This is a genomic window from Exiguobacterium sp. s132 (assembly GCF_018617235.1).
Taxonomy (GTDB): Bacteria; Bacillota; Bacilli; order Exiguobacteriales; family Exiguobacteriaceae; genus Exiguobacterium; species Exiguobacterium profundum.
This window is the reverse complement of the sequence record NZ_JACSJU010000001.1, coordinates 443,853-455,668: the sequence shown is the minus strand read 5'-3', so window position 1 is coordinate 455,668 and position 11,816 is coordinate 443,853. Positions and strand designations below refer to the sequence as shown.

The 11,816-nt window shown below is 50.0% G+C and carries 9 protein-coding genes and 1 riboswitch; all 9 genes read right to left on the bottom strand.

Annotation, left to right across the window (positions count from 1 at the left end; all coding sequences use genetic code 11):
• Positions 1 to 25 precede the first annotated feature (25 nt).
• Positions 26 to 126: riboswitch (TPP riboswitch) on the bottom strand.
• A 20-nt stretch (positions 127 to 146) separates the two neighbouring features.
• Genes rpe through coaBC form a run of 9 tightly spaced genes read right to left on the bottom strand, consistent with a single transcriptional unit; the run spans position 147 to position 11,768 of the window.
• Positions 147 to 803, bottom strand: a complete 657-nt coding sequence (gene rpe, locus KNO78_RS02310) for a ribulose-phosphate 3-epimerase (protein ID WP_214691066.1) — start codon at positions 801 to 803, stop codon at positions 147 to 149.
• A gap of 3 nt (positions 804 to 806) precedes the next feature.
• The gene (gene rsgA / locus KNO78_RS02305) at positions 807 to 1,694 is read right to left on the bottom strand and encodes a ribosome small subunit-dependent GTPase A (protein WP_047795432.1); all 888 of its coding nucleotides are present in this window, start codon (positions 1,692 to 1,694) and stop codon (positions 807 to 809) included.
• Positions 1,695 to 1,736: 42 nt separating this feature from the next.
• A complete protein-coding gene (pknB, locus tag KNO78_RS02300; protein WP_214691067.1) occupies positions 1,737 to 3,689 on the bottom strand; it encodes a Stk1 family PASTA domain-containing Ser/Thr kinase in 1,953 nt (650 codons plus the stop codon).
• A gap of 5 nt (positions 3,690 to 3,694) precedes the next feature.
• The gene (locus tag KNO78_RS02295) at positions 3,695 to 4,429 is read right to left on the bottom strand and encodes a Stp1/IreP family PP2C-type Ser/Thr phosphatase (RefSeq protein ID WP_214691068.1); all 735 of its coding nucleotides are present in this window, start codon (positions 4,427 to 4,429) and stop codon (positions 3,695 to 3,697) included.
• Between the two features lie 8 nt (positions 4,430 to 4,437).
• On the bottom strand, positions 4,438 to 5,523 hold the full coding sequence (rlmN, locus tag KNO78_RS02290; protein ID WP_214691069.1) for a dual-specificity RNA methyltransferase RlmN: 1,086 nt from the start codon (positions 5,521 to 5,523) through the stop codon (positions 4,438 to 4,440).
• A 3-nt stretch (positions 5,524 to 5,526) separates the two neighbouring features.
• The gene (gene rsmB, locus KNO78_RS02285) at positions 5,527 to 6,858 is read right to left on the bottom strand and encodes a 16S rRNA (cytosine(967)-C(5))-methyltransferase RsmB (protein WP_214691070.1); all 1,332 of its coding nucleotides are present in this window, start codon (positions 6,856 to 6,858) and stop codon (positions 5,527 to 5,529) included.
• A complete protein-coding gene (gene fmt, locus KNO78_RS02280; protein WP_159562071.1) occupies positions 6,845 to 8,245 on the bottom strand; it encodes a methionyl-tRNA formyltransferase in 1,401 nt (466 codons plus the stop codon). Before fmt ends, rsmB begins: the two co-directional genes overlap by 14 nt.
• 11 nt (positions 8,246 to 8,256) lie before the next feature.
• Positions 8,257 to 10,581, bottom strand: coding sequence for a primosomal protein N' (priA, locus tag KNO78_RS02275; RefSeq protein ID WP_214691071.1), 2,325 nt, complete (start codon positions 10,579 to 10,581; stop codon positions 8,257 to 8,259).
• Positions 10,578 to 11,768, bottom strand: coding sequence for a bifunctional phosphopantothenoylcysteine decarboxylase/phosphopantothenate--cysteine ligase CoaBC (coaBC, locus tag KNO78_RS02270; protein WP_214691072.1), 1,191 nt, complete (start codon positions 11,766 to 11,768; stop codon positions 10,578 to 10,580). The genes priA and coaBC overlap by 4 nt, the downstream gene beginning before the upstream one ends.
• Positions 11,769 to 11,816: the final 48 nt, after the last annotated feature.

Here is an 11,816-nt window from a genome sequence, read left to right as displayed (position 1 = left end):
AACGCCATGCTGCTTGGATTCGCAACGTGCATTTTCGCCACATCCCTACGTCCGTGTGAACGGAACAGGTTCAAAGGGTTAGCGTATGCCTCTCAGCCACATCATGTGACACCCCTTGCGACTCTATCTTGTTGTTCTACCGTCGATTATACACGAGATGCGCCACGAATGCTATCGATGGCTGCTTTATAATCCGGTTGATTGTAAATGGCCGAACCGGCAACTAGGACATCTGCCCCTGCATCAATGCAACGTTTCGCCGTCTCTTCGTTGACACCACCATCAATCTCAATTTCAAAATCGAGCTGACGGTCTTTGCGAAGCTGACTGAGCGCCGAGATTTTCGGTACGATGGATTCAATGAACGCTTGTCCACCAAACCCTGGATTGACGGTCATGAGCAATACCATATCGACATCTTGAAGGATATGTTCAATCGTAGAGAGCGGTGTGTGCGGGTTCAAGACGACCCCACATTTCGCCCCTGCCGCTTTGATTTGCTGCAAGACTCGATGTAAATGGTTCGTTGCTTCCACGTGAACAGTCACAATGTCTGCCCCCGCCTTGACGAAATCTTCGACATAGCGTTCCGGTTGATCAATCATCAAATGCACATCGAGAACCATGTCTGATTTTTTGCGCAAGCTTGCGAGGACTGGTAGCCCAATCGAGATGTTCGGCACGAACTGCCCATCCATCACGTCAAAATGGATATAATCCGCCCCCGCATCTTGAACGGCTTTCACTTCAGCCTCCAAATTGGCAAAGTCGGCTGCTAAAATTGATGGTGCGATTTTAATCATCTGTCAATACCTCCGTTTACGATCGTTTAATTCCTCCATAAAGGTAACATAATTCTCATAACGAGTTGAAGCAATTTTGCCATCTTCTACGGCTTGTTTAATGGCACAGCCCGGTTCATTGATATGGACGCATCCCCGGAACTTGCAATCGTCGTGACGTTCCACAAATTCTGGGAAGCACCATCTTAGTTCATCCGCCTCGAGTTCTTGAGGAAACTCGAGACTAGAAAATCCTGGCGTATCCGCCACAAGCCCGTCGGCCAATTGAATGAGCGTGACGTGACGCGTCGTATGTTTCCCACGACCGAGTGATTTGGAAATTTTCCCTGTGGCCAATTCGAGTTCAGGCGCGACTGCGTTTAAAAGCGAACTCTTCCCGACACCTGTTTGACCGGCAAACACGCTCGTCTTCTCTTTGAAGAGTCCCCGTACTTGATCGACCCCATCCGAAAGCTCCGTCGACGTTTCAATCACGTCATATCCGATGGCACGATAGCGGGCGACCGCTTCTTGAATCGGTCCGGTCTCTTCTTCACTGAGTAGGTCCATCTTCGTTAACACGATGATTGGATGAATCTGTTTGGATTCGATCAATACGAGGAATCGGTCAAGCAAATGATAAGAAAACGCCGGTTCTTTCACAGAAAAAAGTAGAAATGCCTGATCGATGTTGGCGATTGGTGGGCGGACGAGATGGTTTTGACGTTCCTCCACCTCTAAAATATAGCCTGTCCCATCTTCTTGATCTTGAATGACAACGTCATCGCCGACGACAGGTGAGATGTTTCGTTTCCGAAAATTCCCTCTCGCCCGACACCGAATCTCTTGATTCGACTCGGTCATCACATCATAAAACCCGCCTTGTAAACGAATAATCGTTCCTTTCAATATGACTACCTCCCTTAAAAAAGAGGTGACGACACCGTCACCTCTTTATTGTGCCTCTTTGGCCTGTGCATATGTGACTGAATCCGTTCGGACGATCTCACCATCGACTTCAATCGTTGCGGTCCCGACTTCGTCCGGAGCAATGACGAGCGTATACGAGTATGTTGTCGTCTCTGTGATTTTATCCCGTAACACTTCAATTTCACCACGCGCATCGACCGTACGAATCACGACCTCCACGGCTTTCGGTTTCTTGTCTTTTTCCGGTTGCTCGACTTCGACGCTCACTTCACGTTCGATGGAGACGTCCGTCGGTTCAACCCCTTCCGATACGATGACCGTAAGTTCCGTTCCCGGATCGACTGCCGTACCCGCCGTTGGAAGTTGACGGATGATTTGACCTTTAGGAACACTTGTCGAAAACTCATCCCGTCTCACGATTTTTAACTTGTTTTGATCGGCATAAGTCGATGCCTCATCAAACGTATATCCCGCGAGATTCGACAGTTCGACTTTGTTGCTTCCTGTCGACACGACGAGCGTCACCGTCACTTCTGAAGGAACGACCTCCTCGCCTGGGTCGAGCGATTGCGAAATCACATCTCCGCTAGCGACTGTTTCCGAAGCTTCTGTTTTGATTTCAAGGTCACTGAACGCCAGATCTTTTAACATGCGTTCAGCTGCTGTTTGGGACAATCCCTCCACATTCGGCATTTCGACGGTTTCTTTCCCGGCCGAAACGACGATGGTCACCGTCGTGCCTCGTTTTGGTTTACGCCCTTCTTGTGGGTTTTGCGAAATGACCTCACCTTCTTCGACGTCATCGCTCGCCCGCTCCGTCACTTCGACGACGAAATCGGCATTCTCAAGTTCAGAAGTGGCATCTCCGATACTCATTCCAACGACATCCGGAACGATGGCTCGTGACATTTCATCGGCGACCACGTATGCCGCAATGCTCCCTCCAATCAGGATCAACACGAGTAAAATCCAAATCCACCATTTGCGTTTCTTCTTTTTGACTGGAGTCACCGCTTCAGGTTCTTGCTCACTAGACGCTGTGACCGGAGTCGGTGTTACTGGCGTCTCTGGTTTTTCTTCAGGTATGACCGGTGTCATGACGAGCGTTTGATCGAACTCATCCTGACTGGCCGGAACACGTCTCGGCTCATTGGCGCGTTCACGGCTTAATGCCGTCATGCAGTCTTTCTTAAAGGCTGCGACCGAAACATGACGGGCACCTGGTGACTTCGACAATGCTTGCATGACGCAGTTTTCGAGTGCCTGTGGAATATTCGGATTCAAGTCCATCGGTCGAATCGGGTCATCTTGCAAATGTTGAAGCGCAACGGCGACCGGTGTCTCGCCAATGAACGGGACACGACCTGTCAACAATTCGTACAGTACGGCACCGAGCGAATAAATATCTGACTTTTCATCAGCAAATTTACCGCGTGCTTGCTCAGGTGAGAAATAATGGACCGAGCCCAGCACAGACATCGTATGCGTCAACGTCGCATTCGACATCGCCACGGCAATCCCAAAATCAGTCACCTTCACGTTACCGTGCTGATCAATCATCATGTTCTGCGGCTTGATATCACGGTGAATGATTCGATTCGCATGGGCATGGTCAATCGCATCACAAATCTGTCCCATGATGCGTAGCGCTTCATCGACAGATATGTATTCCTCTTGCAAGTATTGTTTTAACGTCACCCCATCGACGTGTTCCATGACGATATAGTACAAATCTTCTTCATCGCCGACGTCATAGATCGCCACGATGTTTGGATGGTTCAGACTCGTAGCCGCATGGGCTTCTCGCTCGAACCGACGTATAAATTGTTCGTTATGTGAGAATTCAGATCGCAACACCTTGATGGCGACGGTTCGGTTTAAGATCTCGTCATGAGCCCGGTAGACATTTGCCATGCCTCCGCTGCCGATTTGTTGTTCGATCCGATAACGATCGTTGATTCGTTCTCCGCTTCGCATCGGATTCATCCTCTCTTTCTATCTGTGAATTGAACGAGGGCGACCGTGATATTGTCGCTCCCTCCCAATTGATTGGCTTCTGCAATGAGTTGCTCCGCTTTTTGTTCGGCGGATGCCGTTTGTTGTAATACGTGTTGAATCGCCACATCGGTCATGTGTGTCGTCAATCCATCCGTACAAATTAAAATCACATCAAACTCAGGGTCAGCGAGCACTTGCACGTCAGGTTCGACTTGTTCGCTTGAACCGATTGCCCGGGTGATGACATTTCGTTTCGGATGAACCCGCATCTCTTCTTCCGTCAATTCACCGAGTTGTTTGAGCACATTGACGTAAGAATGGTCCTCCGTAAGACGTCTTAACTCATTCGCCTGGAGCGCATAGACGCGACTATCTCCGATATGGACGATGACCACCGTCTCTTCATTCCAACAAACAGCTGCCACAGTCGTTCCCATCATGACAAGATTGGACTGCTTCGCAAATTGCAACACTTGATCGTTCGCCAAATCGATGTGGTGGCGGAACCATCGTTCGATTTCGATAGGGGTTGTCGGGAGAGACGGGAACGCCCGTCTAAACTCTTCAATCACGATTTGACTCGCAACCTCTCCCGCTGCATGCCCACCCATTCCGTCTGCAACCAGGGCAATCCCGGTTATGGCATCACCTAAGATTAAAACTGCATCTTCATTTTGTGTGCGTACTTGTCCACGATCTGTTCGAAATGCTAATTCCATCTTTCTGATTACCTCGTTTCTTGTTCGCGCTCCTTCGCTCGAAGCTGTCCACAAGCGGCATCGATGTCCGACCCTTGCTCGCGACGGATTGTCACGTTCACATTGCGGTCTTTGAGCACTTTTTCGAAGGCAAAGATTTGAGCTCGCGGTGTCCGTACATAGTCACGTTCGAGTACATGGTTGACGGGAATCAAGTTGACGTGACATTTGATTCCTTTTAACAGGTCTGCCAAGAGATGGGCATATTCTTCCGTATCGTTGACACCACCAAAGAGTCCATATTCAAACGTGATGCGACGTCCGCTCTTCTCTGTGTAATAACGGACCGCATCCATCAACTTGTCCAAGTCAAAGGCACGGTTGATCGGCATGAGCTTGGTACGCAATTCCGTCGTCGGTGCGTGAAGTGAAATGGCGAAGTTGATTCGCATACCTTCATCGGCAAACTTGTAAATCTTCGGAACAATCCCACTCGTCGATACCGTGATGTGTCGTGCTCCGATGTTGAGTCCATTGTCATGGTTGACAGTACGTAAGAAACGCATTAACTCATCGTAGTTATCGAACGGTTCGCCGATTCCCATGACGACGATAGAGTCGACGCGCTCTTCTGTCGCGTCTAATGCACGTTGTACGTCGAGCACTTGAGCTGTGATTTCCCCGGCTTCTAAGTTTCGTTTCAAGCCACCGAGTGTCGAGGCACAGAACGTACATCCGATCCGGCAACCGACTTGTGTCGTGACACAAATCGAGTTTCCGTATTCGTGACGCATGAGTACCGTTTCAATTGAGTACCCGTCCTGAAGTTCAAACAAGAACTTGATTGTGCCGTCTTGGGATTCCTGCTTGACCAATTCTTTTAACGTCGTCAATTGGAACGATGCCTCTAATTTGTCTCGAAGCGCTTTCGGAACGTTGGTCATATCATCAAAAGTCGTGACCCGTTTGACGTACATCCAATCATATAATTGTTTCGCACGGAATGCCTTTTCTCCTGCCTCGATCACCCATGCCTCAAGTTCTGGAAACGTCAACGAATAGAGTGACGGTTTTGCGCCTACGAGTGGATTCTTTTCTACTGCTTTTGGATTCATGTTTTATACCTCTTTCTTAAATGCGGCGATATAGAAGCCGTCGGTCCCGAATGTCGTCGGTAATAATTTTAGTTCAGCACGGTCCGATTCCATCATCGGACGAACAGATTGTGGGAGACGACCTTTGAGCGTTTCGTCCCACATCAACCCTTTCGACAGAATATAGTCAGCCTGCGTCTCATTTTCAGACGGGTCGATTGTACATGTCGAGTAAACTAGCGTACCACCTGGTTTGAGCAGTGGCAATACGGCATCAATGATTTGTCTTTGTATCTTTGGTAAGTTTTCGAGTTGAGCTTTGTCCTTCGTCCATTTAATATCCGGCTTTCGACGAATGACGCCAAGGCCCGAACAAGGGACATCTAAAAGAATCCGGTCAAAGCTTTCTTCTTCAAACCGTTCACCTGCTAAACGAGCATCAAGGGCAAGTGCGGTCACTCCATTGATGTGTAGACGTTTGGCTTGTTGATCAATCAATTTTGCTTTATGTGGATGAAGGTCAAGCGCGGTGAGCGATCCACCTTGCATTCGCTCTGCCGTATGCATCGCCTTGCCGCCTGGCGCGGCACATGCGTCTAGGATGACATCGTCTTTCGACACGTTGAGTGCATCCGCGACAATCATGGAGCTCTCATCTTGAATCGATAGAAGGCCTTCCTCGATAAACGGGGTCGCATGGACATTACCAGACTCTACGACAAGTCCATCAGCAGATAGTTCAGAACGTGACGTCATGACGCCAGCGTCAGCCAACCGGTTCATCATCTCATCCACTGAAATACGCTTTCGGTTGACCCGAATCGTAACAGGAGCAGGTTCATTGTTTAATCGGCAAATCGCTTCTGCCGTTTCCACACCATATAACTCAATCCAATCTGATACGAGCCATTCCGGATGACTGTGCTCGATGGCGATTCGTTCTGCATCGGTCAAGCCACTAAAGTCCGGAAACCCTTCCCGAAGCACATTTCGTAACACCCCGTTTACGAATTTGCTCGTTCCGAGGTGATGACCTCGTTTCTTCGCGATTTCGACCGCCTCGTGTAGGACGGCCCGGTCGGGTACTTTATCAAGATAGAAGAGTTGATAAACGCTCATCCGAAGAAGCGGGAGGACAAACTTATCTAGCTTCTTCGGCGAACGGATACGGTCTTTCAAAATATAATCGAGCGTCCCTTTGCGACTGAGCGTCCCATATACGAGTTCGGTATAGAGACCGACATCTTTTGGGGCAACTTTTTTTTGTTTCAATGTATCATTGACGGCAATCGTCGAATACGCGCCGCCCTGTTCAATTTTCATCAGCGTATCAAGCGCTGCTTCACGTACGTTCATGAGTTCCTCCTAATCGGTCGCCAATCCGTAGCTTTTGTCCGGCGCCACGCATGAAGGTTGCACCATCCATCCGTTTCTTACCTGCGGGTTGCAAATCGGTCACTTTGATTGCGACGTCGTTCCCTGTCGCCACGACAAATCCGTCTTCTTCCAGACGAATGACTTCTCCCGACTGTCCCGTTCCTGTCGTTTTTTCTCCCATGAACAATTTCACTCGTTCGCCTTCAAGCGTTGAATAGGCCGTCGGGAATGGATTCATTCCTCGAATATGGTTGTAGATGGACTCGCCATGCTTCGTCCAATCAATCTGTTCACGCTCACGGCTGATGTTCGGAGCAAACGTCACGTCTCGCTCGTCTTGAGGCACCGCCTCAATCCACCCTTCCAAGAAGGCCGGAAGCGTACGGATGAGAAGATCGCTTCCTGCTACAGCCAGTTTATCAAATAAAGACCCGACTGTATCCGTCTCTTCGATAGGTACGATGGTATTGGCAATCATGTCCCCTGCATCTAACTTGTCGACCATGTACATGATCGTCACACCAGTCTCCGACTCCCCATCAAGAATGGCTTGATGAATTGGGGCACCTCCGCGATATTTCGGAAGGAGGGAGGCATGTACGTTGATGGCTCCGTGAGGTGGGGCTTCTAGTAAGGCGGTCGGCACGATTTGTCCGTACGCCGCCGTCACAATCAAATCAGGCTTCAGCTCTAAAATTTCTGCATAGTCTGTGCGCACTTTTTCAGGCTGCAACACGGGAATACCGTGACGAAGCGCACACTCTTTTACTGGAGTCGGCTTAAGTTCACGTTTTCGCCCGACCGGTTTATCCGGTTGCGATACGACACCTACGACATTGTATCCTTCTTCAAGCAGTCGCTCAAGTACCGATACGGCGAACGTCGGCGTCCCCATGAAGACGATGCGTTTGTCTTTTCCAGGGTTCGGGACGGCGAGCTTGTCTGTGAACAAGACGCCATCCAAATGATCCATCTCATGTTGAATCGCACGAGCGAAAAAGCCGCTCGCTTGAATCGTATGTGTCCGCCCTTTCAAATCTTGATTCTTGACGACGATCGACTCGTGTCGTTCCACGAATCCGAATTCGCCTGGGATGCTCAAACATCCCTCTAGTCCAACTTCTCGACCGGATGTTTCAATGATTTCCGGGTTGATCAAGACGAGCGGTCCCGTCTCATCATCGGTATGGACGACCGCGAGCCGCTGGTTCAAATTGACTTGCGGTGCCGCGACACCAACTCCGTCATACTCATACATCGTATCAAACAATCGGTCGACAGTCTGACGCAATTTTTTATCAAACTTTGTCACTGGTTCGCACGTTACGCGCAAAATGTCATTAGGTACTTCTACTACTTTATACATGTCTCTCCACCTCACATGAATACGTATGGGTTCACATCGATACTCATTTGATATTCTTTCTTGCTGATTGCTTTGGCTCTCGCTTGCTGTAATCGTGCCAGCTCCACATAGAGTGCTTCGGGTTGTTTTGTTTTAATGAATACTTGATAACGATAGGCGTTCTTCAATTTCGATAACGGTGCCGGCATCGGTCCATTCAAGCGACTATTCTCCACGTGCGCTTGTAAAAAGTCTGATGCGAACAATTCTGCCTCGGCCTTGGCGACAAGGGGATTTTCCGCCGAAAACGTGACGAGCGTTAAAAACCAGTAAGGAGGATGATTTCCGACTTGTCTGAGTCCCATCTCTTTGTCGAAAAATGTCTCATAATCATGTTCACTCGCAGTCTCGATCACATAATGGTCCGGGTTATACGTTTGGACGAACGCCTCACCCGGAAGTTTTCCGCGCCCGGCTCTTCCTGCCACTTGCGTGACAAGTTGGAAGGTGCGTTCGGTCGCCCGAAAGTCAGGCATCCCGAGTGTCGCATCCGCCGCGAGTACCCCGACGAGGGTGACGTTTGGGAAGTCGAGCCCCTTGGCAATCATCTGCGTGCCAAGTAAGATGTCGGCCTCCCCTTCTTCGAAACGACGCAACAACTGCTCATGTGAACCTTTTCGAGACGTCGTATCCTGGTCCATTCGGATGATGCGCGCTTCTGGAATCCGGTTCAACAGTTCCGTCTCGATTTTTTGTGTGCCCGACCCGAACTGTTTGATTTTCTTACTATTGCAGGATGGACACGTCGAAGGCATACCGACCTCGTAACCGCAGTAGTGACACTTCAACCGATCTCCATATTGATGATATGTCAAATTGACGGCACAATGCGGACATGTCATGCCTTCCCCGCAGTCCCGGCACATGACGAACGTCGTGAATCCACGACGGTTCAATAAAATGACGCACTGCTCTTTTTTCTCGATCCGGTCGAGAATCCCTTGGAACAATTCTTCCGAGAACATCGTCGTATTGCCTTTCGCCAATTCACGGCGCATATCGATAATGTGGACCGGTGGCATCTCTCCACCATACCGTTCTTTCAAATGCAAATAGTGATAGACGCCTTTTTGTGCCCGAGCATACGATTCAAGTGAAGGGGTCGCACTGCCCAACACGACGGGACACCCATGATAGCGGGACCGCCAGATGGCAACATCGCGCGCATGATAACGAGGATTTTCCTCTTGCTTGTACGTCGTCTCGTGCTCTTCATCTAAGATGATGAGACCGAGTCGGTCGAGCGGGGCAAAGATTGCAGAACGGGCACCAACGACGACGTCGACTTCATTTCGTTTAATCTTACGCCACTCGTCGTACTTCTCACCTTTAGACAGAGCGCTATGCAGCACGGCGACCCGATTGCCGAAACGACGTTTGAAGCGTTTGACCATCATCGGAGTCAAACTGATTTCGGGAACGAGTAAGATGGCTTGTTTCCCTTCATCGATGACTTGTCCGATTGACTCTAAATAGACTTCGGTCTTCCCGCTTCCCGTCACACCGTGGACGAGTAACGTCTCACCCGCGTCAGCCTCATGAATGGCCCGAACCGCGTTGGCTTGACTGTCGTTCAATTGAACCGATTCCTCGACTTGCTCGATTGTCGCGTACGGGTCACGATTCAACTCGACCTCGGTCAATCGAACCGCTCCGAGTTCCGCAAGTTTCTGCAGTTGTGGGCGAGTCAGCCCAATTTGGCGAAGTGCCGACCAATACATGCGTGGGGTCTCCTCAAGTTGGCGGACCGCTTCTAGTTGTTTTTTCGCACGTTTCGAGACGACTGTCGCATCGAGGAGTTCGACGACGACGTCGGTCTTAACGGTCTTCTTTTCTTTTAAGACGGGTGCTAAGGTCAGCTCCCCTTTTTTAGCGAGTCCTAGAATGACTGACTGAACTTCTTTCGGATACTCCGATAAATGCGTTCCGAGGCGGACCCCATCAGGGACTTGTCCTTCTTTGATTTCTTTGTCATAACTGACCTTGAGCGCGGCCGGAAGCATCGCAAGCAGGGCGGATGAACGAAAGCAAAGTGTCGTCTCTTTCACATGGATGGATAAAGCGAGCAGTTCGTCAGTGAGTGAAGACTCTTCATCTAACAGCGCTTCTAACGGTTTCAATCCTTCCCTCATCCCATCTGACGTACCAACAACGATTCCGAGGAGACGTCGTGAGCCGAATGGGACGGAGACGCGCATGCCCGGTTCAATCAAAGCTTCAAATTGTTCAGGTACTTCATAATCAAACGGACGGTCAATCGTGATCACCGGTGCATCGACATGTACATGTGCAATCATTGGACCGCTTCCTTAAAATGTGTGAGCAACTCGAACGCCAACGCTTTCTTCGATTGTTTCGGAAGTCTAAGTGACGTCCCGTCAGCTTGGAACAAGACGACTTCATTGTCGTCCGCCCCGAATCCGACGTCACTGCCAGACACATCGTTCGCCACAAGGTAATCGACGTTTTTTCGCTTCAGCTTAGCTGCCGCGTGCTCCTCGAGTCGTTCCGTCTCAGCAGCAAATCCGACCAACACTTGATGGGTCTTCTTCTCACCGAGTGATTTTAAAATGTCTGTCGTTTCTTCAAGTTCAATCGTAAGTGGACCGTGGACTTTTTTATGTTTTTCCGAATGAATCGTTTTTGGACGATAATCCGCAACTGCCGCTGATTTCACGACGAGGTCTGAATCCTCAAAACGGCTTGTCACTTCGCGCAGCATCTCCTCACTTGACTTGACGGGAACCGCTGTCACGCCTTCCGGGACAGGAACTTGGAGCGGCCCGTGGACGAGCGTGACATGGGCACCCATGTCACGAGCCACCTCAGCGAGTGCGACGCCCATTTTCCCTGACGAATCATTGGATAAGTAACGGACGGGGTCGATGCGTTCGATAGTCGGGCCAGCCGTGATCAAGACATCTTTTCCAAGATATAGTTTCGGAACGAATTGGCTTTCGATGATGCGAACTAAGTCTTCCGGTTCGGGCAGACGTCCCCCGCCAATCCATCCGCAAGCCAAGTTGCCGACACCGGGTTCAATCAACTGATAGCCGTATGATTTTAACGTCTCGATGTTCCGCTGAGTGGCAGGATGTTCGAGCATGTTCACATTCATCGCCGGTGAGATGATGACCGGGCATTTCGCAGCCAAAACGGACGTCGTAATGAAGTCATCCGCAATCCCGTTCGCCAATTTTGCGATCGTATTTGCCGTCGCCGGAGCCACGACAATCAAATCGCTCGAGTCGACGACATCGATATGAGCAATCTTTGTCGGGTCATGCTCTTCGAAAACGTCCGTATAGACCGGGTTGCGACTGAGCGCCTGGAAGGTCGCCTGACCTACGAATTGTTCCGCCGATTTCGTCATCGCGACGCGAACATTCGCTCCGGCTTGAACCAATTTCGATGTGAGCGCACACGCCTTGTAGGCGGCGATGCCACCACTCACACATAATAAAATAGTACGATCCTTCACCATTCCCAAACTCCCCCTTATAGACAATGAGACCCAAGTCGCAAACGACTT

Excerpts from the sequence above, each read along its gene's own strand:
- coaBC (WP_214691072.1), bottom strand. The coding sequence starts at position 11,768 with ATGGTGAAGGATCGTACTATTTTATTATGTGTGAGTGGTGGCATCGCC.
- rpe (WP_214691066.1), bottom strand. The coding sequence starts at position 803 with ATGATTAAAATCGCACCATCAATTTTAGCAGCCGACTTTGCCAATTTG.
- KNO78_RS02295 (WP_214691068.1), bottom strand. The coding sequence starts at position 4,429 with ATGGAATTAGCATTTCGAACAGATCGTGGACAAGTACGCACACAAAAT.
- priA (WP_214691071.1), bottom strand. The coding sequence starts at position 10,581 with ATGATTGCACATGTACATGTCGATGCACCGGTGATCACGATTGACCGT.
- fmt (WP_159562071.1), bottom strand. The coding sequence starts at position 8,245 with ATGTATAAAGTAGTAGAAGTACCTAATGACATTTTGCGCGTAACGTGC.
- rsmB (WP_214691070.1), bottom strand. The coding sequence starts at position 6,858 with ATGAACGTACGTGAAGCAGCGCTTGATACGCTGATGAAAATTGAACAG.
- rlmN (WP_214691069.1), bottom strand. The coding sequence starts at position 5,523 with ATGAATCCAAAAGCAGTAGAAAAGAATCCACTCGTAGGCGCAAAACCG.
- pknB (WP_214691067.1), bottom strand. The coding sequence starts at position 3,689 with ATGCGAAGCGGAGAACGAATCAACGATCGTTATCGGATCGAACAACAA.